The organism is Bacillus sp. MYb78, from assembly GCF_002975115.1.
GTDB lineage: Bacteria > Bacillota > Bacilli > Bacillales > Bacillaceae_G > Bacillus_A > Bacillus_A cereus.
This window is the reverse complement of the sequence record NZ_PCOB01000015.1, coordinates 1-25,337: the sequence shown is the minus strand read 5'-3', so window position 1 is coordinate 25,337 and position 25,337 is coordinate 1. Positions and strand designations below refer to the sequence as shown.

Here is a 25,337-nt window from a genome sequence, read left to right as displayed (position 1 = left end):
AAGAAATGATACAAATGGAGGTGTATACATATGGAACCAATGCTATGTCCAAGCTGTAAAACGAACCGTACTCGCTTTAATATTCTTGAACAACAAGTAAAACCAGTCAAATTAAATCCACAAACTGGTCAAGTAGAAGAAGAATACACAAATGAAACGATGAATGCTTTTCATATGGCCTATCAAGGACCTACATACCGCGTCCAGTGTGCTGTATGCGGACTTGTTGAAAACCCAGAACAATTTATTAAACCTGCGCAAAATCAGTCTTTCTAACAATGTCATTACTATCCCTTTTAGAAATAGATTTTTTCTATAAGGGATTTTTCCATTTAATAAGTTAATTAAAGATGTATTTCTTCCTTATTATATATTAAAACCCACACCCTTTTGGTAATATTTACATAAGGGGGGTATAACAAACGATTTTAAATAAAAAGATAATGCTTCCATCAACATTTCTACTAGTAACTTGCCACATAGTCATCTTTTACTTTTGGATCTTCGATTTTGAAAAAATAACGACTCCTTACGGTCTAACAATATGGATTGTTTCTACTATTTGTGGTCTTTTACTTTATTACCATTTTAAAAATCAAAAATCTAATAAAGTGATATTTATTGCTAATTCTTTATTATTTCTTCTTCATTTATGATTTTTTTAGGTATTGTTACTAGTATTATCTTTATAACTGTTAATTCTATGAATTAAAAAGGTAGTCTTTTATTATGTAAAAAAGAATGAACAAAATAAATATATATAAAGATTAGAGAAGATGATTTCCCAATATATCTTCTCTAAGAATATCACTCTTTGTTAAAATATTTCCTTTTTCAATTTTTTAAGCTTTCTAAATAAATTAATAAACGCATATGAATATATACAAACTAAAAACCCTACCATACCTCTATATAATCCTGATTCTGATACTCCAAGAAAACATAAGTAAAGCACTGGAATTAACGTTACAAACATAATTGCAACGAACTGTATCAATTCAACAAGTTTTTGTATCTTCGTTTCTTTGTCTGAATAAATATCAGGTAACTCATTTTCCTCGTCTACTTCTTTACAGAAATAATTCCATTTCGCAAAACTCGTTACATGTTTCCAGCCACACATTTCATATATATCAATATATTCTAGTTGTTTTTCTTTCGAATCTTTATAATCCAGTCTAAAATCCGCTTTATATATTACATCTTTCGGTTCAGTTTTCTTAAACGTATACATTACATTATACTTTTGTAAAGCCCATCCTTTTTGATGCATTTTTCTTAAAAAAGCTTCTTCTTTTTCCAAGCTCCATATCGCGAAAGGTTTGAATACCTTCTTTGTCTCCATATTCCATTCACTCCCCTAATATACTATTCCCATTCCTTACAGATCTCTGTAACCTGTTATACTCGAGCTCTAACACTTCTCTCCCAAACGTTGTTAACTCATAGCACTTCTTTCTATCTGTAGAGGCAACTTCAACAATTAATTTTTCTTTTAGTAATTTCGTCGTATTCCCGTATAACGTACCAGGACCGAGTTTTACTTCTCCATTTGTCATCTCTTCTACCATTTGCATAATTCCATAACCATGCATTGGCTTTACAAGTGACAATAATATGTAGTATGTCGCCTCAGTTAACGGAATATATTTTTGCGCCTTCGCATTCATTATAACTACCTCCGATACATCGTCTTATGATATATCGACTTACGATACATCGTATACCGATATTGTATAATCATATTCCAAAATATGCAAGCTTAATTTAATAATTAAATATCTATTTCTTTGAATTAAAAAATCATACTAATTTTCTGAATAATTTGTTAAAATATAGAAATATTAGCTCTTTTATACTGAAAGGAATGGTACATATGATAAATAAATTGAAAGAAAACATAGGATCTGTGTTTGTTGGTAAAGAAAATGTTATTGATCTACTGCTTGTTTCACTGCTTGCTGATGGACATGTACTACTCGAAGACGTGCCTGGTACTGGGAAAACGTTACTGGCGAAAACCATTTCAAAAAGTATTGGCGGTAGTTTTTCTCGTGTTCAATTTACCCCTGATGTACTTCCAAGTGATGTAACAGGTATTGAATACTTTAACCCAAAAACAAGTGAATTTGAGTTAAGAATTGGACCCGTTATGACAAACATTTTGCTAGCAGATGAAATTAACCGTGCAATGCCGAGAACACAATCTAGTTTGTTAGAAGCGATGGAAGAGCGACAAGTGACGCTTGAAAAACAGTCTACTCCTCTCCCAAAACCGTTCTTTGTTATTGCAACACAAAACCCAATTGAATCACAAGGGACTTTCCCTCTTCCAGATGCACAGCTTGATCGCTTTTTAATGACGATTTCAATCGGTTATCCAACTCCTGAAGATGAGTTACAAATGATGCGACGTTTTCGTAACGATTTACCATTAGAAAGTGTCACATCTGTCATCTCATTAGAAGATATTTTAGAAGCTCAAAAACGAGTAAAAGAAATATTTGTTTCGGAACCGTTAGAACATTACATTATTAATCTTGCTCATGCTACAAGAAATCATGATTATATCGCTAACGGTGTAAGCCCACGTGCCACACTTTCTTTAGTGCGCGCAGTTCAAGCATTAGCCTTCTTACGCGGGAGAGAATATTGCACCCCTGAAGATATACAATTTTTAACTCCTTCTGTTTGGAATCACCGTATTGTCTTATCAATGGAAGGTGCCCTGCGCACGACTAAAAATGATATAATGCAAAGTATTTTAAAAGAAGTTGACGTACCTGTGGAGATTGAGCAAGTATGAATGGACAGCGTGTTGTAACTGTACCTTTATTTTTTCAACTCCATATTATTCAACTAACTGTGCCAGGCGCTATACTATTTACGTTTTTTATGCCGCAACGAATTATAATGTTTCTCTTTTTCTCCTATTATTTATTTGCGATTTTCATTTATAAATATGTCGCTTACATAGAGAAAAAATTTGAAGTTATAAACGAGAGACAAACCACTCGGCTTTTCCCTGATGAATCTGGAAAGTTTTTTATTCATTTGAAAAACGGTGCACATATCCCTCTCGTTAATGGTGTTTGTTATTTTCATTTAGATTCGTCTCTTATACAGCATAAAGATCAAGGAATTGAACGAATGTCAAAAACGTTATTCTCTTTTCCATTTTCACAACCTGCACATTCGGCGCAAAAATGGGATTTAACATTAACCGCAACGAAACGTGGTGTGTTTCAAATTGAACAGTTCGAATGCGTTTTAAAAGATCCTTTTCATTTATTAAATGTACACTTACCTGTTTTCGATAAGTTAAAAACTGAAATTATTGTGTATCCTTCTCCTAAAGAAGTAGCAGGTTTGCAAGAACTTCAGCAACTTCTAACTGGTTCTTATCGAACTAATTTTTCTTTTTACAATGATGAAACATCTATTATCGGTGTAAAGCGATATGAGCGTGAGTCTTTCCGCTCTATTCATTGGAAGGCATCTGCTAAAATGCAGGAATTACAAGCGAAGCAATTTGAACCTGTAAAAAATTATAGTTGGACGATTTGTCTTTCTTTAGCTGCCGATCGTGGATTTGGTTGGAAAGATAATGTTGAAGATTTAATTTCATTCGCAACATACATTTGCCAATATGCAACGAAGCATCACATACCGTTTGAATTATTTATTAGTGTATTAGCAGAAGGTGGTGCATTACATTTATCGTTACATGAAGGGCAAACACAATATGCAAAAGCTTTAGAAGAATTAGCACGTGTTTCAGATGATAGTACGTTACTGCCGAAACAAGGATTCCTTCATTATGTAATGAGAAAGAGAGAACGTTCGTCTACAATGATATACATTGGTTTACAGAAAAATGAACTCCCTCTTCTCTCGCAGCCAACGTTCCTCATTAATAGCGAAGGGATGGTGGAATCGGTTGAAAACTTGGCTCTATCACGTTAATGACTTTATTTTGCTTCTCCTCCTTTCATTATTAACAGAAAGGGATGACCTTGTTGCTATTTCCATATTTTTAGCAACAGGCTATGTAGGCGTATTTCTTCTTCATAAATTTATGAAGAAAAAAACAACAGGATTTGTCATACTGTTCATTACTCAAATAATCGGTTGTTCTTTCCTTCTCCCATTCTCTCTATTTGGCACAATTATGTTACCGCTTTTCTTCTTTATCGTACATGTAGTCGGACCAGGATATCCAGTTCAAAAATCGTTAGGCGGTATTGTTTGGTTTAGTATTTCAGCCATATTTTTTGCGCCCTTTCCACCTTTGTGGGAGCTGTTACTATTAGTTATACACATTATGATTACATTTTGGTTAACTGGGGCAAATCGGAATCAACAGTTATTACGTTTCATTTCTATCATTACGATTGGTGTAATGAGTATAGTACTTGTTCAAGTGTTTCCTTTCATTCGACTTATTTTTTCCTATATCATAGAAACAGTTGCATTAGGATTCGGATACGCTATCAATCCGTTATTTTCAGCAGCTGAATTAAAAGAAACTGATGATTTTTGGTCGAATAAAGGGAATTTAAAGGATCCTCAAATTAAGGATGTGTTTGGACAGCGTGCTTTTGACCCCACACTCATAAATAGCATTACCATAATAGTATGTACAACCATTGCTATTTACGTTGTTTGGAAAATAGTAAAAAGACGAAAACAATTCAGTTTACCAAATATGCCTGCCTTCGAATCTACTATCATTACTAATAAAGAAGGAACGAACCAAAATCGTTTTAAACGAAATAAACCGCCGCATAACGAAATTCGGAAGGAAATTTTCAAGTTAGAGAGTAAGTTAACCCCTCCTTTAAATAGAAAACGGGGAGAAACTGTTGAAGCTTGGCTAGAAAGAATAAATGATGAAGAAGATGTAAATATTCAAAGTGATATTATTATAGATGCTTATAATACGGTGCGTTATTCAAATGGTAAAAGCATTGTACTTCTGCATGAATTTAAGGAAGAGATTCATAAGCTTTATGCCTATCAGAAAAGTTTGAAGAAACGAAAGAAATAACGTAACAAAAAGACTCCTATATTCATAGGAGTCTTTTTATACTTCTACGTTGCTTTTTAAATTGAAGCATTCTTCCCTGCTTCAATTTCTAATGACTCTTCATGCCACCAAAGTGTTTCTTCAGGGTCTTCTTTAGCGATTAGGTGTGCTTCTTTTTTCGTTTCTACTGTAGGATATGAACCTTTTAGCGCACGCCCTGAAGTCGTAACAAATAATACACTAAATACAACTAATCCAATAATACTTACACCCGTCAAATAAAATGCTGGCGCAAGCGGGTTACCAGTTGCATGAACTAAGTATGAACATACGAGCGGTGTTGTTCCACCGAATATCGATACAGAAATATTAAATGAAATCGAAAGTGCTCGATAACGTACATCAGTGAAAAAGAGTGATGGTAATAATGAAGGTAATGTTCCTTCATATACACTTAAGAAGAAACCTAGTACGAAAATACCTGCAAATATAGCTGCAATATGTCCGTTACCTATTAGTAAAAATGCTGGAATTGCAAATACAGTTAAACCAAGTAAACCAATTTGCACGACGCGTTTATTACCAATTTTATCACTTAATTTACCAAAATATAGTGCTAGTGGAATCATAAGTGCCATCGTAATAGAAATAATTAATAAGCCCGTTGTTTCTTTGACTTTAAGTACTTGAGTTAGATAAGAAGGAATATACGAAAGAATCATATAATTCGTAATATTAAAGAAGGCGACAATTACTGTGCTTAATAAGAAGTCTTTTTTGTGATATTTAATAATATCCATAAATGAAAATTGTTCATTGTCTTCAGATTCCTCTTGTGCTTTTTCCATCTCTTCAAAGATTGGAGATTCATCTAGATGACGGCGTAAGTATAAACCGACCAAACCAATTGGTGCGGCTACTAAGAACGGAATACGCCATCCCCAGCTGAGCATTTGCTCATCTGTTAACAATAACGTCAAAATGGTAACAATTACCGATGCAGCAATGTAACCTGAGAGTGTTCCAATTTCAAGACCACTACCGAGTATACCACGCTTTTTATCTGGAGAAGATTCTGCGATATAAACCATTGCTCCTGAATATTCGCCGCCTGTAGAGAAGCCTTGAATCATTCGGGCAACTAAAAGTAGTATTGGTGCCCATACACCAATTTGTTCATAGGTTGGTAGTAATGCGATGAATAATGTAGAAAGTGCCATTAAAATAATAGTAGTACTTAACACGATTTTTCGGCCGTACTTATCTCCTATTCTACCAAAGAATACACCTCCGATTGGTCGAACGAGAAAGGCTGCTGCAAATGTACCGAATGTAAGTACAAGTTGCAATCCACTATTATCAACACCTGAGAAGAATAATTGACTTAAGATAACCGCTAAATACGCGTATAATCCGAAGTCAAACCACTCCATTGCGTTTCCTATACCAGTAGCAATTACTGCTTTCCTGGCTTGTTTAGGATTGACAATATTAACGTCTTGAGGTTCAAAATTTAAATCATTATTTTGTTGCATATAATAAAACAGCTCCTTTTTAATTTAACTTCTTTAAGCACACCTTCTCTTATTGAATAAAATTAATTCGAAGCACTTAAGGAAAATTAACGTCTCCTTATCTGTTATTATTGTTTCACATAATTAATTATTTGTCCAATGAGATGCTCTCTAGGTTAAGTAATTTACTATTTTAAAAAGCTGAAGAAGCCGCTAAAATAGCGCCTTCTTCAGCTTTTTATATTTTTTATATTTTTTTAAATACTTGCTGTAGCAGCTATGTTATGAATACAGGAAATAAACTCATAAGTGAATGCGTCAATTTCCTCTTTCGTAATAATATACGGCGGAAGTAATCGAATAATATTCCCTTGTGTTACATCGACTAACATCCCTTTATTCATTAACTCAATCTGTAATTTCTTCACATTTTCTTTCGTGTCATTCACACTTATCCCAAACATCATCCCCGCATGACGTACTTCCTGAATATAATAAGCATTTTCTTTCTGAATATCTTGCAGTTTGTCATTCAAATATAGTGACGTTTCATAAGCTTCTTGCATTAACCCATCATCAAGTAATGTATTTAATACAGTTAAACCTAAAGCTGTTCCCATTGATGAATGAGCAAATGTTGTCCCGTGATCTCCTGGTGAAAATACATCACATAACCTTTCACCTACAATAATTCCTCCTAGCGGTATCCCGCCTCCTGCTCCTTTACCAATTTGAATAATGTCCGGTGTGATATTAAAATTTTGATAAGCAAATAATTTTCCCGTTCGACCCATACCACTTTGAACTTCATCAACGACAAGAAGTACATTATATTTTTCACATAAATTTTGAACACCACGTAAATATTCATTTGATAAAGGATAAATCCCCCCGCTACCTAAAACAGGCTCTAGCATAATTGCAATTGGATTTTCTTTAATAATGGTTTCTTCTAATTGGTCTATATTCTCGCGCTCTACTTCATATACAGGAATAGATGTTTTAGGGAAATTTTGATATACCTTTTCTTGTCTCGTAAAATGCAGTGCCCCTAACGTCCTCCCGTGAAAACTATCTTTTAACACAACTACTCCATCACGCTCTTCATTCGCAATAAATCTATATTTATCAATTAATTTTAATGTCGTTTCTGTCGCTTCCGTACCAGAGTTTGTAAAAAAGACTTTTCCGCTTTTTAAAGTACAATCTACTAATTTCTTTGCATACTCAATTGCAACTGGGTTTAAAAAATGAAACGGTAAATGCAATGATTTCGCAACTTGCTCCATTGTCATTTGTACAATTTTAGGATGATTGTATCCTAATACATTTACTCCTACGCCAGAAAATAAATCTAAATACTCTTTACCATCTACATCATACAGTTTACACCCTTCTCCTTTTTCCATTGCAACCTCTGTACGACAATATGTAGACATCATATATTCTTTATCTAATTGAAACCAATCCGACATATTAAATTCCTCCTAGTTATTTTCCCTTTTTTAACGTTCATTCTCTATATAATCGTTTATAAATTAAGTTTTAAGATTGAAATTTTAATAGTGGTTTTCTTCCACCTTTTTAGTAAAACGTGTGCTTTCTCTTCCCGATATTCATTTTTCCATAATTTCTTCTATTTCAACAGGTCCACTACATATGTGTTTTTTTCATCTAGCGGTATGTTACTGCTTTGAACTGTGCGTGTCATACATAATTAAGGCTATAGAATCATATTTAGTAACAATGGACAAAAAAGATTTGGAGGCTATATCGATGGATGAAAACTATGATAAACAGGGGCAATCTATACTAGGGAAAGACTTTAATGAAAATGACGAACGTAATGAACAAGCTAAACTTCACTCTCAAACAGTTGGTTCACGTGGACCCGTACTAGAGCAAGATAGTGTACTGCATGAGTCATTACAAGAATTTATTCATGAAAAAATTTTAGAAAGACCTGTTCATGTAAAAGGATTTGGTGCGTTCGGTTATTTTCAAACGATATATTCGATGTCTGAACATACTAAATTAAGTTTTTTACAAAATTCTAATGAGAAAGTTCCTGTTATGGTGCGATTTTCGTTAGCTGTTAGTACAAAAGGAACACCGGATACTGCTAGAAATGTACGCGGTTTTTCTACAAAATTTTATACAAAAGAAGGAATTTTTGACCTTTTATGTAATCACATTCCTGTTTTTTCTGTTCGTGACCCAATGCGTTTTCCTGAAACGATTCAAGCATTATTGCCTTCACCTAAAAATAACTTAATAGACCCTAATAGATTTTGGAATTTTGTCGCTAAAGCACCTGAATCTATTCATTTTGTTGTCCGTTTATACTCTAATAATGGTACGGCCAAAAGTCTTCGCCACATTCCAGGACATAGTGTTAATACATATGTATGGAGAAATGCGGAAGGTAATCGAAAGTATGTAAAGTATCATTGGTACCCATTTGAAGGTGTACAGTACATTACTAATAAAGAAGCAATTAAACTAGCTGCTGAAAATCCTGATTATAGCGGGAAAGATTTATATGATGCTATTGAAAATGGTAAACCAGTGGAGTATGGTTTATACGTCCAGCTCATGGATCCGAAAGATGAAGCTTACCTATCTTATGATCCTTTAGATGACACAAAAGTATGGGATGAACAGGCGTATCCTCTCATACCAGTCGGGAAAATGGTATTAAATAAAAATCCTGAAAATTTTATGGAACAAGTAGAGAAAGTCGCATTCTCCCCTTCTAATTTACTGGATGGTGCAGAACTATCAGATGATAAAATGCTGCAAGGGCGCGCTAACATTTACAGTGATTCACAAAGAAGAAGAATTGGTCCCGAATTTCGCAAATTAACGATTAACCAACAGCAAGATTGGACACCCGCTAATCAAATTACAAGCGGTGATGGAAGGTACGTTGAAGGTAAACTTGAAAGAACTTCTATAACAAAACAGAATGACTTTACGCAGGCTGGTGAATTTTATACGAAGTTAAAACCGATAGAAAAAGAACATCTCGCTGAGAACTTAGCTAGTGATTTGAAAGTTATATCCGATGATATTAGGGAGATCGTTTTGGGGTATTTCAATCAAGTATCAACTGATTTGAAAACAAGCATTGAGACAGAAATGAAAGAGCATTAAGAAGATTAAAGTATTCTTTACGAATGAGAATTCAAATCTATATTAATTATTTTCTTGTCAAAATCCAATGAGATTATTTAATTTAAAAATATAAAGCCAATATATCCCTGTTCTATAATTAGAACAGGGATATATTGATATAGTTTAATTTTTAACATTACATACTTTATTTTGCTAAAAATGCAATAAGTTTCCTTTCAAAATAAATTATAGTAAACTATTTTACTTGTACCGTATAATTCCCTGTTCCACCACCATACTTATATACACTTAAGTAATATTTCCCTGGCTTTGCATTATAATTTCCAAGCAATTTGTTTCCATCACATTTTGTTGCATAAGCTACATAATTATTTAGATCTGATTCAGAATATAATACCCAGTTCAGTCCAAGATTTTGTTCGTTCGTAACAGAAATTTGTAAATCTTTTTGATCCTTTACATCAATAACAAATTTATCCCCCTGATCTTGATCGCTCAAGGTTCCTCTTAACAAAATATTCAAAGATAGTGGGTTTGCTGTTTCAAATGAATTATTTGGTTCTTTTTCTACAGCCGTACCTTCTTCCGTATTCACTCCGCTAAACACAACATCATATTCATATTGCCCAGCATTATTTACACGGTAATTTACAAAATAAGCAGTCAATGTTTTATATCCAGTCCACTCTTTTCCTGAAAGACGTTTCAACATATCATTTGTTGCTTCATTCATCACTTTCCAGTCCTCAACTTCTCCTTTAGCCGCACTTCCTGTATATGTCCCCTGTAGTGTAAATGTATTAAAGAATTGTGATTTATTCTTTGTTACTTTCACATCTTTTAATTTCGCTTCATTTGTAATATCTGAAGTAATGTCGGAAAGCGATTTTGGATCATGCTGAGTTAAATACTCATCTGATACTTGTGGAATTGTATACTTATCGCGATTATCAATAAGCATTTGCATATAAGATTGATATTCTTCATTTAACTTATTATCTTTGCTTAATGTAGCACGGTATGCATCGTAACTTGAAACATCATTTGCGCGAATCAAATCATGCACTTTATCGAACATTTCAGGGCGCTTATTATACATATATGATTGCAGCGCAAACGAATAATTATAAAAATCCCACGTTCCATATTTCGCATTTAATGTTTGTGATGCTGTATAACGTTTTGCAGGATCATTAGATAACCCACCAATTATACTTTTTCGCGGTACTACACTATCTAATCGCGTTGCACCTGCAAAGAACTCTGCGTTTCCTTCTTCAAACCATGTTAAACGTTCATTTTGATACATTTCTCCTTGTCCCCATAATCCCTGAACTTCGTACCTTCCCTGTAAGTAGTGCGTAAATTCATGGCGGAATAATTCTTCCAAACTATAAATACTTTGCTCTGGTGTACGTTCATATGTAAAGAAAGTCCCTGTCCCTTCAATATAAATCCCACCATTATTCGTTTCATATCCGTACAGTTGACGATTAAATTGATACTCATCTGGGCTATTATAAATAACCATCGTTAACACATCATCAGCATGTCCACTTTCAAGTGGTTTATCGCTACCAACTGTACGATAAAATTGAGAACGCACTTCTTTTGCCGCCCAGTATAGACGTTTAATTTTCTCTTCGCTAACTTTATCCCCAGCTTTAAAGACAATTGCTCCATCATCAAACGTATACGTTTTCGGTAAATATTTCTTTTTACCCTCTTCTCGAATTTGATCTAAATTTACAGTTTTTCCGTTTGCATCTATTCCTCCATAATTTGTAGTAATTTGTTCTGCCGCAACAAAGTATTGCTCTCCTAAATATGGATAAATTCGCATTGCATCTGTAACAACTTGTTGTCCTTTTGTCGGCGTGCTATGAAGCTTGCCCAATCGTCCAGCATAGTAAATCCCATTATTAATTAACCATCCGTTTTTATTTGTTACTGTACCAAGTAGTGCAAAACGATTTACTTCATTAATAAAGTTATCAATATTTCGAAACCACATCGTATCTTTTGGCTCTTTTCCAGTCGTGTACATATCCGTCTGAATATCAAAGTCAATTCCCTTCATCAACTCATATATAGCGTCTCCTTTTGTTCGATCTTCAATGAAAGTTGCAAGATTATCATTATATTGTTTAAAAATTTCACCTGCATATAAAACCGTTTCAACATCTGCTGATGCATTTCCAATTAATTTTCCATATGATGCAATTACTTTATTTTGTTCTGATGTACCAAGTTTGAAATTTGGATTTTTTGCAATTGTTTTTAAAGCTGGTAAACATTTATCATGGTAGCTACGCTCATTTAGTTTGCTTAATTCATCATGGTAAAAACCTAAATAAAATGCTGCACGTAGAGCTTCTACTAATGTTTCAATCCCTTTTGAATCATCTTTCGTATAAGCTTGTCCTTGTTCTGCTAGTTTATTAATAATTGCTTGCATTCGACTATCATCTTGATAGAATTTAAGACTATCACTATTAAACTGAAATAATTCTGGAATTTGATACCATTTAATTGTCACAAGAAGATCAGTTAATTGTTTATTATTTAATTGATTTAACTCAGCCATTGAATACTTTTTTTCTTCAGCTAACGGTTTAATATTATCGTTTGGTGCTAGTGGACGCTGCGATAAATCCGCTAATTTTAACCGTTTTGTAAAAGATGCATTTTCTTGTACTTTTGAAGGGTGCGCCAATTCATCAACAGATTTCTGTATTCCTACCGGCTCCATTTGTAATACATTCTTCACATTTTTCTCTTTTGTCTCTGCTTGAATTTGCAAACCATTACATGTTATTGTCACTAGTCCAACACCAAGAATCCACTTAGAAATTTTCGAATATTTAACCATACCATTGCCCCCTAATGATTTAAAAGAAAATTCAGAATTTTTAAACCGAAAATCTACTTATTTGTATATATTTACAGTTCCGCTATAAATACAACTATGATTAATAATGCAATAGTAGCTTGTTTTATACTATTACGAGTACAGATTCCTTACATACAATCTCCCTTCCTTACATTTAATACAAGCAAAAACTGTGCCAATCATATTTCTTATGCATGGCCAATATTCTTTTATAAATACTGTAGAATAAAATATACATAGGTGGTTCGGCAATGTATAAATCATTTGACACAAAATCTAATGTTTATGAAGAACAAATTCATTGAATGTTATAAGTTCATTAGCCAGTACATAATTTCCAACTAAAAACATCCCCAATTTTTAAATCTCTCAAAAAAAGGTAAACAAACATATTCCATAAAGCTAATATGTTCGTTTACCTTTTTCTATTTCAAATCAACAGCAAAATATCGTTGAATAAAAACAGCATGAATAAGTATTTTGTTATTCATTTCTCTTTTTTATATAATCTTTTTCACATTGCAAAGGCTTGAATTTCACTTTTTTCCCTTTCTTCTTTTTCGTTTTTATAACGAGCCATTCCCCTTTTTCAACGTCTAGTTTTAGGCGTTTCATTACATTGATATTATCTTTTTCTTTATAAAGTAAAAATGCTTCTTGCGCCCTCACAAATAAGCTGGGCTGTTCGCTAAATCCACCACTATCATAAATTTTAGTTAGCGAATTATAATAAGAATCATTTTCCTTTCCACCATACATCAAATGGGCAGCCTCCAGATCTCTTTTACTTACTTCCCAAAAACTATGTTCATCAATATTTAAATTAAATGTGGATTTAATGTCCTGTATTATATTCTTCACATACTTTTCATCTCGAACTTTTCTTTCTTCGAGACAATCCGAAGATAACCTTGGTGCATCTGATTGGGAATGTACAACGTGTTGTATCGATACACACAGAATAAATATGCTTAAAATGTAAAATATTTTTTTCATATTTACATATCACCTCAAATGATTTAGATACTATATCATTTGAGGCTTACAATATTCTTATACTAATAATGTAAAAGGCCCTATAATTTAGACTATTATAGGGCCTTTCCTTTTAATATTGCTTTATTAAATTCACCAGCGAAGCCAGTACCTTACTACTTTTCACATCATATAATCCTATAGGTGTTACTCGTATAAAAGGCAAGTGCGTCGCAGAAAAGAATAAAATTGTAAATGCTGGATCATCATACGCGTAGCCACGCTCTTGTAGTAATTTCACCATCTGTTTCTCTTCCTGTATTAATTCACTCATTTTTAAATTAGACATAATCCCGAGCAATGGTAATGCTATTTCGTGTAACACTTCATTGTTTTCTGCTACGACCATTCCACCACCGAGCTCTTTTACTCTACGAAAAGCTGTAAGCATATCTTCTTTACTTTTTCCAATGAGAATCATATCACCTGTGCCGGAATAAGAACTAGCAAGACCACCTAATTCTTTCGCAAAACCTTTTACAACTGTATTTACTCGCCAAGTACCATCACGAGCAATCATCATGAGGAAGCATTCATCATGATCTGTGGATAATTCATCACAGTCTATATTGATTTCACTAGTATATGGTTTTGTAATAACGTTATTTAATAAGTGTATCCCCGTTTTATTAGAGAAAATCATATCCTCTTTTTCTATTGACCAATCTAATGATAATGGAGTTACTTTATATTTACTCCAGTCTATATGTAATGCTTCATGCGTATTTACACCGTCACGCTTCACCCATTTCCCCTTTGCAAGGACACTAATTGGTACTGGGTTTTCTTTACTTTCTAAAATATTGATATTAGCAATTCTACCTGTCGCAATCGAACCATGTACATGTTCCATATTATAATAGCGAGCAATATTATAACTTGCCATATGGTATGCATCTATTACTGGCACTCCTTGTTTTATCGCGGTAGAAATCATTACGTTTGTCATTCCATTTTCATAAAACGAAGGATGTGAGCCGTCTGTAGTAAGTATAAATCTATCAAACTGTTTCACGCCTAATTCCAACAATTCTTTTAATAAAACTTCTAAATCCGGTCTAATGGAAGAATTTCTAAGAGAAACGGTGTAACCTTGCATAAGACGAGTGAAAGCTTCCTGCCCTGTCATCGCTTCATGATCACAATCTGTACCTAACAGTTTTAACTTCGCTAAAGTCGTTTCAGATGCACCCGGAAAATGGCCTTCTACTTTCTTCTGCAATCGCTTCGTTTCCTGCACCCAAGTTAACATTTCATCATCACCATGTAATAATTTTGGCCATGCTGTTAACTCCCCACCTTGAAGAACAGCTTCTTGTTTCAGCCATTCTATTATTTCTTTACTATTAAACAAAGATTCCCCGTTTTGCAATTCAGTCTGTCCATCAAAACGGCACCACCAATACATAGTGGCTGGAATCTTTTTAAATTCCTCTAATAAACGAAATGATTCTTCACGTTTTAATGTGAAAAATAGAGTTAAATTATCATTAATAAAAGTCGTTGTCCCAAATTGCATCGCATGATTTGCTAGCGTCTCTGGGTTATACAACTGATATGGATGTGCATGCGGTTCTATGTAACTGGGAACGACATACTTTCCATCACAATCAATGACTTCACATTTATATAGTTGCTCTGGCAACTTTTCTCCTACATATATAATACGGTCATCATAAATCCAAATATTTGCTTGCATCCATTCACGTATATAGGAATTTAAGTATGTTGCATTCTTTAATAATTTGTGTGGACTTCTTGTACCGTCTATTATTTCAACATGTTCTCGTAATTGCTTGTTACTCCATCTAAACTGATTTTGTCCCAATGTATTTCACTCCAAATCAATTTACTTTTTTATTAAAACAAAATAATTAACAAACTAAAGTATTATCCATTCATAACTCCCCTGTATAGCCCCTATACTTCTCATTATACGGAATACTCTCAAAAATAACAATTTTCAAAACAAACAACACCTCTTTGTCCCACAACAAAAAGGATGTCATGCAACTGACATCTTTTTTAAACTAAACTATAAGATTGAATTGCACTTTGAAATACACTTGTATCATATTTATGTTCTACATATACTTAATACCATATTATGAATGTTAATACTGTCCTTATTTGTGAAATTTAAAAAGCATCTCTTTTATTTACAGCTATTGCAGAAACCTATTCGCTTTTTCTTCATCTATTTATTAAATTCAACTTGCATCATTTTATCAAACTGTGTAAGAATATCAACCGGACCTAAAGAATTAACATTGACAGCAAATGTATGCTTGCCTCCAATTACTCCACCAGCAAAAGTCATAAACCCAGGAATTGATCCTCCGTGCCCCCATACTGAGACACCATTTGGAAGTTTAGTCTCATAGATTCCAAGACCATATCCATCCCCAACCCCTTTTCCTTCTACAGGAACTGTAGTAAGCATTTCTTTTAGCTCGCGTTCCTTCAGTAACTTACCACCGAGTAAAGATGAAAAGAATTTGTTTAAATCATCCGCATTAGAAATCATATCTCCAGCTGCATTAGCTAAACTCGGATTATAATACGTAATGTCTTTCAACTCGCCTGTTTCTTCCATTTTCACATATCCACGAGCATGATTCTTTCCTGGGATGACGGGTGAATTTCCTGGTAAAAACGTATTTGGCAAGTCCAGAGGTTCAATAATTCGCTTTTCAATTTCTTCCGCATAATTATTACCAGTTATTTTTTCAATAAGCATTCCCAATATTACATATCCTGTGTTTGAATACAACCAGTCTTTGCCCGGCGAGAAATCTGGAGGCAGAGAAAGGCCTATTTTCACTATTTCTTCTGCTGTATACGTTTTTTTCGAATTCATTACGTCAGCGTCTTTTGACTTTAAATATTCAGCGATACCACTCGTATGATTCAAAAGTTGTCGTATCGTAATTTGATTTCCATCATACCCATTTCCTTGCACGAGACCCGGCAGCCACTTTTCAATTGGATCGTCAAGTTGTACGCGATTTTCTCCTACTAATTGAAGAACAGTCGTGGCGGTAAAAGTTTTCGTCACACTACCAATCCGAAAGCGAAAATCCGATTTCACCGGTTTCTTTGTAATTAAATCCGCCACGCCAGCAGTATAACTATTAACTTTCCCTTTATTAGACGTCTTAGCTAATACCCCTGGTGCCCCAATTTGTATTGTTTCCTGCATTACTTGTTTCCATCCATTCCGATTCTTTTGATTAGGTTCTTGTGACGAATTAGAAATATTTTGAGTAGACTCTGCTTTCACAGTAAAACCAGGTGTAGATAGAGTAGTACCCGCTAATAAAACTGCTAAACTTGCCAACTTAATTTGATTACGTGTTTTCATAAGGCTTTCTCTCCTCTATTAATATCGTATTGATTCAAGCTATACTTTCATCCTATACGATAAATCTCTCTTTTTTCTTATTCATTCCTTACAAAATACTTACGTTTAAATTTAAATAGGGTAAACTGAGGTAGAGTTATGCATGCAAATAAAAAGAGAACATGTATTCACTTTTTATGTAAACATGTTCTCATAAACATTTAAAATTCTATATCAGCTTTTCATCCTATTCTTTACACAACTAATCTAAATTCCTTTTTACCAGCCTGCACTAGCATTCATACCATTTCCAATAATAGAAAGTAATAACGGCCATAATACTGGTCCTAATGTAAGAAATACATTTAGAAGTATGAGCATTCTATATCCAACGGTGAAATTGTGATTTTTACGATTAACAAATACTAAACTGATTAATGATATTATAGTCGTTAAAAATAATACTAACATTAGCAACCAATACCACACCATTAAACTAAGACTCCATGGTGTTAATAGCTCATGTATGATGCAAAATGAGATTCCTAATACTGCAAAACTAAAGCTAGTCACCGCTGTTTTTATAAGCCATTTATTTAATTTTTTATCGTATGTATTTTTACAGTATAAATCTATTAAAGTATATAAAGATAAATATGACATTAATACGCCTATCCAAGATAATAACCAATCACCGTCCCCTTGAAATAATAAGAACAGCAACCAACACATACCTACTGCTGAAAAAACAAAGGAAATAAGTATGCTTTTTAATACCGATTTCATTATAGTTCACACCCTTAAAAAATTTAAAAATAAATTATAAGTTATTATTTACATGCTGACCGTGTAACTTTTAACTCTAATACATTTCTTTTTCTTTCTATTTTAATAAAACAAGGATAAATACATTAAAAAATTAAATATACATTAACACAAAATTAAGTATAAGTAAAACAAATTAATTTACACTTAATTCACTTCACTTATTTAAAGGCGATTACATACATGAAGAAGAAGAATAATAATGTTGATTAAAAAATTGTAACAGAATTAACTAATATAACCATTTCAACCTTAAATTGAAATAAAAAAGATGACCTCAGCCACACGCTAAAGTCATCTTTTTCTACCTTCTTATTTTACTAACTCTCCATTATAAGCTTTTATATTAAGCGGAGCAGTTAAAAATTGTGCTGCTTTACTAACGAAAGATGTGAAGTGTTCACTCGTATTATGGCTCGCAACTGCTGCTTCATCTTTCCATACTTCTACCATCGTATAAACACTTTCTTTTTCTGTATCTTTATATAAGTCATAAGATACATTTCCACTTTCTTCTCTTGAACCGTGAATGAGTGGCTGAATTTCTTCTAAAAATGCTTGTTGTTTTGCTGGATCTACTTGAAATATTGTGTGAATAATAATCATGGTGTTTCCCCTTTCATATTCCACTTATTTCTTTAAAATTACTTCCACTCTGCAACTTTTTCAATTGGAAGACGTACTGATTGGTAACCACTGTCAGCAGCTTTTCCGATTGAAATTAACATAACTGGTACGTGACGGTCTTTATCTAGTCCGAAAGCTTCTGCGATTTGATCTTTCTCAAAACCACCAATTGGACAAGTGTCATAGCCGTGAGCACGAGCTGCTAACATAAATTGCATTGCTACAAGACCACCGTCAATTAGTACTGTGTCTTTCATTACTTCTGGTGTAACCATTGAGAAATAAGCTGAAAGTTTTTTCATTTGATCCTCTTTTACTTCAGCTGGCATAAGTCCGCGCTCTACTGCTGTACCATAAATTTCTTCTGCGTTATCAAAGTTGTTTAAGTCACCGAATACAGCGATCATTGCTGAAGATGTTTCTACTTGAGATTGATTGAATTTCGCAAGTGGTGCAAGTGTTGCTTTTGCTTCGTCACTTTCAATCACAAGGAATCTCCATGGTTGCATGTTTACTGAAGATGGTGCAAGTGTTGCTTCTGTAAGAATTTCTGTCATTTCTTCTTTGCTAATTTTCACTGAAGGGTCGTACTTACGAATTGAACGACGTCCTGTTAAAATTTCGTTAAAATCATTTGTTTTTACTGAGTTAGTCATAGTTGTATTCTCCCTTTTTTATAATTCTTTTATATTTTCTTGAATGTGGTTTAACATATTTAAAAGATTGTCGCGTTCTTCTTCACTTAATCCTTTAAATGCAGATGCTGCAAAACGTTCTTTTTCCTCTTGAAACGCTTGAATTTTATTTCGTCCCTCTTCAGTAAGAGAAACTAACGTAATTCTGTTATCATCTGGATTTTTACGTCTTACAATCATCTCATTGGCCTCAAGCTGCTTTAAATGCCTCGTTATCGCAGCATTATCAATATTCACTTCTTGCTGAAGTGCTTTTTGACTAATTTCACCTACTTCATATAACTGAAGTATAAGCTCTAATCGAGACTGGCTCATACCCGTACACCCTTCAAATTTCGAACTTACTTCTTTATTTAGAAAGTGTAATTTATATAAAATAATCGCTTCTTTTGAGCATGAACTTGTCAAATTACCCCTCCTTTACAATCAAAATAAAAACATTTGATGTATCAATAGTTGATATGTCAATTAATATAATCTATATCGATTTAGAATGCAAGCATTTTGTTTTCATTTTATTTTTTCCAAATTAAGGCGCTTTGTAGCGTTACAAATAATGTTAATTGCACTATAATAATACTAATTTAAAGAACTGGAGAGTGATTGATAATGCGGCAATACACAAATAGAAATGAGGAAATGAAAATGGAAAATGAAATGAGGATATTGATATATGACAACAATAAATATAGGGATTGTCGCGCACGTAGACGCTGGCAAGACGAGTTTGACTGAGCGTATTCTTTATGAAACGAATGTGATTAAAGAAATTGGCCGAGTAGATAGTGGTAATACACAAACTGACTCAATGGAATTAGAAAGACAACGCGGAATTACGATTAAAGCATCTGTCGTTTCTTTCTTTATTGATGATGTAAAAATAAATGTCATTGATACACCTGGACACGCTGATTTTATCGCTGAAGTGGAGCGATCATTCCGCGTTCTAGACGGTGCGATTTTAGTTATCTCTGCCGTTGAAGGTGTGCAAGCACAAACAAAAATTTTAATGCGAACATTACAGAAACTAAACATACCGACAATTTTATTCGTTAATAAAATTGATCGTAGTGGAGCAAACACTGAAAAAGTTATGAAACAAATAAAAGAGGTTCTTTCAAATGAAGCATTCCCCTTCTACTCTGTTCTAAACGAAGGAGCGAAAGAAGCCCGGATCATTGAATATAAATCATATGACGATTGTATGGAACTGTTAGCACCATTTAATGAATCATTACTTGAGTCATATGTAAATAACGAAATAATACCGGACGCACTATTAAGAGAAAAACTAGAACAGCAAATACAGCAAGCAAGTGTGTATCCAATCTTTTTCGGTTCAGCAATGACAGGTATAGGAGTAACAGAACTACTTGACAAACTTCCGGCCCTAATGCCGGCTCTTACATCGGCACAAGAGGAACCATTATCCGGTGTTGTTTTTAAAATTGAACGTGAACCTTCTGGAGAAAAGGTTGCTTATATAAGAGTTTTTTCAGGTAGCTTACATGTTAGAAAATATGTTGATATACAGCGCGATGAGTCTCTACCACATAAAGAAAAGATTAAAAAAATGTGTATGTTTCATAGCGGAAATGCTGTTCAATCTACTATCGTTCCTAGCGGAGAATTTTGCAAAGTGTGGGGACTGAATGATATAAAAATTGGTGATATTATTGGTGAACGTACGGATTATATAAAAGATATTCACTTTGCCGAACCACAAATGGAAGCTTCCATTGATGCAGTATCAAAAGAAAGAATTCATGATTTATACGCTGCACTTATGGAGCTATGTGAAGAAGATCCACTTATTAAAGTGTGGAAAGATGATGTTCATAATGAACTATACATTCGCCTTTTCGGTGAGGTACAAAAAGAAGTAATTGAAACAACACTTTATGAGAAATATAATTTGCAAGTTACTTTTTCAAATACGCGAGTTGTATGTATCGAGAAACCAATTGGCTTAGGCAATTCTGTTGAAGTAATGGGTGAAAAAGAGAATCCATTTTACGCAACAGTCGGATTCAAAGTTGAACGTGGTGAACTTAACTCTGGCGTAACATATCACTTAGGGGTTGAACTCGGATCACTACCTTTAGCATTCCATAAAGCGATTGAAGATACGGTATTTCAAACGTTAAAACAAGGATTATATGGATGGGAAGTTACAGATATTATCGTCACGTTAACACATACTGGTTATGCTAGTCCTGTTACAACAGCAAGTGACTTTAGAAATTTGACACCGATCGTATTAATGGATGCTTTAAAGCAAGCTGAAACATATGTATATGAACCAGTAAATGAGTTTGAATTAACTGTACCGGAGCACGCAATTAGTACTGCAATGTATAAACTCGCTGCCGTTCCAGCAACTTTTGCAGAGCCTATATTCCATTACAATTCTTATCAGTTAACAGGATCATTACCTGTTGCGAAAACAGAGAGTTTCAAACGAATACTACATTCATTTACAGAAGGAGAAGGCATATTTACAACGAAGCCAGCTGGTTTCACAAAGCTTATGGCTCCCTTCCCTACTCGAAAACGTGTTGATTATAATCCGCTGAACCGAAAAGATTATTTGCTTCATGTGTTGAAGGCTTATTAAAAGTAAAAGAGGTGCAATTCGCACCTCTTTTTGCATGTATTGATAAGTTATTTTTTCCTAACAACTTCTTTAAGCTTTTCTATTATATTTGCTATCGCTTCAATTGAATTCTCTGTTTCATATTCCCCAACATTTACAGAATGATTTGCATTTTTGACAACGTCGATCGTTAAATTCGTTTTATATAACTGATCAATTTGATTTGCATTATAATGGTGATCTTTATCCCCAATAACTAAAAGCCCTTCGTGACTACTATGTAAAATAGAATCAAAAATAGATTCAAAAGTTAGTAAAGGTGTAAGTACTATCATTTTTGACTGTAAAAAATCGTCTCTCCTCATTAAATCATTTGCAATCGGAATTGTTCCGAGTGATTTCCCTAAAAACAAAGTCTCGTTGTATTGCTCATCTTTTAATACTTCTTTCATTATAGGATGAATATCATCCACCATTACTTTCGTTACTTCTTCCATTGGTTTATTCATTAATTGTCCATCAAAGGAATAATGAATATGTATAACATCTATTTTATGTTCAAGCATTAACATCGTTGCATAATAAAATAACGGTTTATCGTAATTGTATCCTGAACCTGAGAACATAAAGCAAATCCTACTAGAACCTTTTTCGATATGTGTGTAACGAATTACTTTATCATCTATATGTATTTCTTTTTTAGTCCCCTTCACCCTTTTCCCCTCCGAATACATTTAATTTTGTAAAACGATATGTTCTGTATGAACTGCTATATCCTTTACTTTCTCTTTTATAAATGCAGGCTGTAAGTTATATGCATGTAACTCTTCTACCGGCACCCACTTAAACAAATATGTTCTATCCTCTTCTTCCAAAATATATTCATCCGCTCCATTTGCAGGTAATTCATGTAGCTCTACTTCATAATAAAAACTAATCTCATGAAACTTTTGCTCAGAAAGTGTAAAGAAATTTTCTACTGTCCATATTAATCTCTTCTCTTTCATAGGAACAGCTAGTTCTTCTGCAAGTTCTCGTTTTAACGCAGCTTCACTATTTTCTAGCATTTTCACTCTTCCGCCTGGTACATACCAATAATCTTCCCCTTTGTTTTGAAGAATAAGTATTTTATTATCCTGTTTACAAATTGCTCCAACGCGGTAATTAAAACATGTTTCCTCAACTTTAAACGTAAGATCCATCCGTAATGCCCCCTCATATAAATATCGAATTATTACAAAACAATTATGTAATTACTGTACAAATAAGGTTACTAAATTTATTCACTTCATTCAATGATTTTCGAATTTTCTAAACTATTATTTTTCATCATTACAAGTGTATATACATATGTTACAATCATATTGCACACTAGAAAACATTATGGGGGTACGGATGGAAACGTTATTAATCCAGCAAACTGAGAAATCAAATAAGTTTTGGAAAATCGTTGTGAAAGAAAAAGACTATGTTGTGTTTTACGGAAAAATTGGCACAGCTGGCAGTGTGAAAGCGAAAGAGTTTGAAACAGAAGAAGAATGTATGAAAGAAGCTAATAAACTAGTTGCTTCCAAACGTAAAAAAGGATATATAGACCCTATTCAAGGGGAAGATTACATAAAAGAAAAGACGATAACCGAAGAAGAATTTTGGGAACTACTTCATCGGACAAAAACGAAAGGTGAGGACCAAGAAGAACAAATAGAATGGCTTACTTCCCACCTTGCTAAACGTACAGTACATGAAATTGTAGCTTTTGATACGCATATGCATCGTATTTTGAAAGATTCCTATACCACCCGTTTATGGGCAGCAGCCTACATTATTATGGGTGGCTGTTCAGATGATACTTTCGATTACTTCCGCGGATGGTTATTATATCAAGGAAAAGAGACATACGAAGCTTGTATTGAAAATCCAGAACGATTAATTCCTGTATTAGAAAACTTGAGTGAGTATGACGTCCCAGAGATTGAAGAACTTACTCTATATTTCGGGCAAGAAGTTTACATGGAGAAGACTGGGGATGAAGATGATACTTACTTTACACTATACCATGTCTTAACAAATGAAGAGTTTGAGGAAGTTGATATCGAGTTAGATTGGGATGAAGACGATGAGGAAGGTTTAAAAAAGATGTTTCCTAAGCTATGGGAGATGTACGGGGAAGAACCGATTGAGTGGTAGATTCATATTAGGACTCTGTTTAACCAATAAACAGAGTCCTTTTTTCACAAGATTCTTATTTAAACTCTCTTTATTCCATACCACTTATCCAATAACATCTTTTCTCTTTCCCTTGAAATCCCTGCTTTTAATTCCCAATTCTCCATACTCTTCATCCACTTATACACATCTGTAACTGTATGTTCTAAACTTCTAAAAGTAAGTCCTTCTTTAACAGCACTTGCAATACTAATAGAAAACCCACCTTTCCACGGCTTCGTTTCCCCTTCTAATGGAAAAGTTTCTGGAATCCATAAAGGCATTTCTGTCCAAGGCTGCACATTATGTTCACTCATAAACGATTCGTCTACCCAAATGAATTCAGCATCGCTATTCGTAACCTTTTTACACGTATTTAGTAGCTCTTCCATCGTCAATTCATCATTCGGACCTGTTATATTAAATGTTCCTGCTTTATTATGTTCTGCCATATCGAGTCCAAATCTCGCGACATCTTTTATGTCAACTAATTGCACTGGACGATTTTTTCTTCCTGGTACTAACACTTTTCCGCCCTTTGCTACACGCTGAACCCAGTATGGAAGTCGATCTGTATAATCAAACATTCCTGAAAGAAGTCCTGCTCTTACGTGTAAAACACGCCCCGGCCAATACTTCTCTGCTTCTTTTTCGCATAATACTTTCAGTGCACCATAATGCTCATAAGGAGATATTTCACCATTTTCTACAGTCTTTATTTGCTCAGCCGTCGGTTCAGGTTGTAATATATAGTCTTCTTTTATGTCATGCGGAATCCAATCTTTATATACGGAAAGGCTTGAGATGAATATATAGTGTTCAATATTATCTTTAAGTACTTCTCCAACATTTCTAATGTGATGTGGAGAAAACCCACATGTATCCACGACAACATCCCATTTTCGATTTTCTAAACTGGATACATCACCATTTCTGTCCCCGATAAGCTGCTCCACTTCAGGAGAATTTTCTTTATTTGTTCCGCGGTTAAATAATGTAACTTCATGCCCTCTCTGTAAAGCCTCTTCTACGAAAGCTCTTCCTAAAAATCGTGTACCACCTAGAATTAATATCTTCATAGTTCTCCCCCATTCATGATTGAAAATCCTTTCTTTTGTTAAACGATTTTTTGTTGTGGAAAGTTACGGGGAAAGCTTAATTTTTTCTACAAGTTCAATATATGTAATTTCGACACTTTTTCTATGTTAAAAACAATAATATAGAAATATTCATTCTGTCGATTTCCATTTCATATATAATTAAAATATCGGATATTCGATTAACCACTTATACATACTTAGGCAGGTGAAAAATATTAATAAACACATAGTTTATCATTCAACATTATGTATTTATTTTCTCACATCACTTGTATATATCATTGTAAATGTCAAGATAAACATGTACATTTTCGCTTGTTTAAGCATGTACAAAATC

General features: G+C 33.8%; 22 protein-coding genes and 1 pseudogene. 8 read left to right on the top strand and 15 right to left on the bottom strand.

Translation table 11 applies throughout. The annotated features are described in order from the left end of the window. The first annotated feature begins 30 nt into the window (after positions 1 to 30). Both CQ064_RS23175 and CQ064_RS34145 read left to right on the top strand, forming a co-directional pair. Positions 31 to 276 carry a hypothetical protein gene (locus CQ064_RS23175; protein ID WP_000433609.1) on the top strand — a complete coding sequence of 82 codons (246 nt, stop codon included), beginning with the start codon at positions 31 to 33 and terminating at the stop codon, positions 274 to 276. A gap of 167 nt (positions 277 to 443) precedes the next feature. Further along, positions 444 to 712, top strand: a pseudogene (locus CQ064_RS34145) (hypothetical protein). Positions 713 to 817: 105 nt separating this feature from the next. Here the strand turns inward: CQ064_RS34145 and CQ064_RS23165 are convergent. Both CQ064_RS23165 and CQ064_RS23160 read right to left on the bottom strand, forming a co-directional pair. Continuing rightward, positions 818 to 1,273 (bottom strand): DUF2812 domain-containing protein, encoded by a 456-nt coding sequence (locus CQ064_RS23165; RefSeq protein ID WP_015406491.1) that lies wholly within the window; start codon positions 1,271 to 1,273, stop codon positions 818 to 820. A 79-nt stretch (positions 1,274 to 1,352) separates the two neighbouring features. Further along, entirely contained in the window at positions 1,353 to 1,670 is a 318-nt protein-coding gene (locus tag CQ064_RS23160) for a PadR family transcriptional regulator (RefSeq protein ID WP_000991893.1), read from the bottom strand. Between the two features lie 206 nt (positions 1,671 to 1,876). Between CQ064_RS23160 and CQ064_RS23155 the strand changes: the two genes are divergently transcribed. From CQ064_RS23155 to CQ064_RS23145, 3 genes are read left to right on the top strand one after another with little or no spacing between them, the layout of a single operon-like run. After that, positions 1,877 to 2,806: an AAA family ATPase gene (locus tag CQ064_RS23155; protein ID WP_000608786.1), complete on the top strand. Its 930-nt coding sequence runs from the start codon at positions 1,877 to 1,879 to the stop codon at positions 2,804 to 2,806. Further along, positions 2,803 to 3,966 (top strand): DUF58 domain-containing protein, encoded by a 1,164-nt coding sequence (locus CQ064_RS23150; protein ID WP_001014382.1) that lies wholly within the window; start codon positions 2,803 to 2,805, stop codon positions 3,964 to 3,966. The genes CQ064_RS23155 and CQ064_RS23150 overlap by 4 nt, the downstream gene beginning before the upstream one ends. Further along, positions 3,941 to 5,050, top strand: a complete 1,110-nt coding sequence (locus CQ064_RS23145; protein WP_000860513.1) for a DUF4018 domain-containing protein — start codon at positions 3,941 to 3,943, stop codon at positions 5,048 to 5,050. The genes CQ064_RS23150 and CQ064_RS23145 overlap by 26 nt, the downstream gene beginning before the upstream one ends. 56 nt (positions 5,051 to 5,106) lie before the next feature. On the opposite strand, the gene CQ064_RS23140 is transcribed toward CQ064_RS23145, so the two are convergent. Together CQ064_RS23140 and CQ064_RS23135 are read right to left on the bottom strand one after the other, a co-directional pair. Then, positions 5,107 to 6,564: an MFS transporter gene (locus CQ064_RS23140; RefSeq protein ID WP_001186932.1), complete on the bottom strand. Its 1,458-nt coding sequence runs from the start codon at positions 6,562 to 6,564 to the stop codon at positions 5,107 to 5,109. Between the two features lie 236 nt (positions 6,565 to 6,800). After that, the gene (locus CQ064_RS23135) at positions 6,801 to 8,018 is read right to left on the bottom strand and encodes an aspartate aminotransferase family protein (RefSeq protein WP_001286459.1); all 1,218 of its coding nucleotides are present in this window, start codon (positions 8,016 to 8,018) and stop codon (positions 6,801 to 6,803) included. A 301-nt stretch (positions 8,019 to 8,319) separates the two neighbouring features. On the opposite strand from CQ064_RS23135, the gene CQ064_RS23130 reads away from it, so the two are divergent. After that, a complete protein-coding gene (locus CQ064_RS23130) occupies positions 8,320 to 9,699 on the top strand; it encodes a catalase (protein WP_000344192.1) in 1,380 nt (459 codons plus the stop codon). A gap of 217 nt (positions 9,700 to 9,916) precedes the next feature. Here CQ064_RS23130 and colA read toward each other — a convergent pair whose 3' ends face one another. The 8 genes from colA to CQ064_RS23090 all read right to left on the bottom strand — a co-directional run bounded on the left by colA (position 9,917) and on the right by CQ064_RS23090 (position 19,507). Next, positions 9,917 to 12,553, bottom strand: coding sequence for a collagenase ColA (gene colA, locus CQ064_RS23125; RefSeq protein ID WP_000241871.1), 2,637 nt, complete (start codon positions 12,551 to 12,553; stop codon positions 9,917 to 9,919). A 504-nt stretch (positions 12,554 to 13,057) separates the two neighbouring features. Then, positions 13,058 to 13,570 carry a hypothetical protein gene (locus CQ064_RS23120; protein WP_000719366.1) on the bottom strand — a complete coding sequence of 171 codons (513 nt, stop codon included), beginning with the start codon at positions 13,568 to 13,570 and terminating at the stop codon, positions 13,058 to 13,060. A gap of 112 nt (positions 13,571 to 13,682) precedes the next feature. After that, a complete protein-coding gene (locus CQ064_RS23115; protein WP_000531414.1) occupies positions 13,683 to 15,437 on the bottom strand; it encodes an adenine deaminase C-terminal domain-containing protein in 1,755 nt (584 codons plus the stop codon). Between the two features lie 369 nt (positions 15,438 to 15,806). Then, the gene (locus CQ064_RS23110) at positions 15,807 to 16,973 is read right to left on the bottom strand and encodes a serine hydrolase domain-containing protein (RefSeq protein WP_000857659.1); all 1,167 of its coding nucleotides are present in this window, start codon (positions 16,971 to 16,973) and stop codon (positions 15,807 to 15,809) included. A gap of 258 nt (positions 16,974 to 17,231) precedes the next feature. Then, positions 17,232 to 17,738, bottom strand: a complete 507-nt coding sequence (locus CQ064_RS23105; protein ID WP_000843829.1) for a DUF3902 family protein — start codon at positions 17,736 to 17,738, stop codon at positions 17,232 to 17,234. A gap of 351 nt (positions 17,739 to 18,089) precedes the next feature. Next, entirely contained in the window at positions 18,090 to 18,383 is a 294-nt protein-coding gene (locus tag CQ064_RS23100; protein ID WP_000583843.1) for a putative quinol monooxygenase, read from the bottom strand. Positions 18,384 to 18,421: 38 nt separating this feature from the next. Then, complete coding sequence (locus CQ064_RS23095; RefSeq protein WP_000185375.1) at positions 18,422 to 19,060, bottom strand: nitroreductase family protein; 639 nt, start codon at positions 19,058 to 19,060, stop codon at positions 18,422 to 18,424. A gap of 18 nt (positions 19,061 to 19,078) precedes the next feature. Beyond that, positions 19,079 to 19,507 carry a MarR family winged helix-turn-helix transcriptional regulator gene (locus CQ064_RS23090; protein ID WP_000204172.1) on the bottom strand — a complete coding sequence of 143 codons (429 nt, stop codon included), beginning with the start codon at positions 19,505 to 19,507 and terminating at the stop codon, positions 19,079 to 19,081. Between the two features lie 265 nt (positions 19,508 to 19,772). Between CQ064_RS23090 and CQ064_RS23080 the strand changes: the two genes are divergently transcribed. Beyond that, the gene (locus CQ064_RS23080) at positions 19,773 to 21,716 is read left to right on the top strand and encodes an elongation factor G (protein WP_000207806.1); all 1,944 of its coding nucleotides are present in this window, start codon (positions 19,773 to 19,775) and stop codon (positions 21,714 to 21,716) included. A 47-nt stretch (positions 21,717 to 21,763) separates the two neighbouring features. On the opposite strand, the gene CQ064_RS23075 is transcribed toward CQ064_RS23080, so the two are convergent. Both CQ064_RS23075 and CQ064_RS23070 read right to left on the bottom strand, forming a co-directional pair. After that, on the bottom strand, positions 21,764 to 22,429 hold the full coding sequence (locus CQ064_RS23075; protein ID WP_003270870.1) for a hypothetical protein: 666 nt from the start codon (positions 22,427 to 22,429) through the stop codon (positions 21,764 to 21,766). Next, positions 22,430 to 22,897, bottom strand: a complete 468-nt coding sequence (locus tag CQ064_RS23070) for an NUDIX hydrolase (protein ID WP_000366246.1) — start codon at positions 22,895 to 22,897, stop codon at positions 22,430 to 22,432. Between the two features lie 193 nt (positions 22,898 to 23,090). Here CQ064_RS23070 and CQ064_RS23065 point away from each other — a divergent pair, with 193 nt between their 5' ends. After that, positions 23,091 to 23,882: a DUF4240 domain-containing protein gene (locus CQ064_RS23065; RefSeq protein WP_000449113.1), complete on the top strand. Its 792-nt coding sequence runs from the start codon at positions 23,091 to 23,093 to the stop codon at positions 23,880 to 23,882. Positions 23,883 to 23,941: 59 nt separating this feature from the next. Here CQ064_RS23065 and CQ064_RS23060 read toward each other — a convergent pair whose 3' ends face one another. Continuing rightward, positions 23,942 to 24,979, bottom strand: a complete 1,038-nt coding sequence (locus CQ064_RS23060; RefSeq protein ID WP_000697729.1) for an SDR family oxidoreductase — start codon at positions 24,977 to 24,979, stop codon at positions 23,942 to 23,944. Positions 24,980 to 25,337 lie beyond the last annotated feature (358 nt).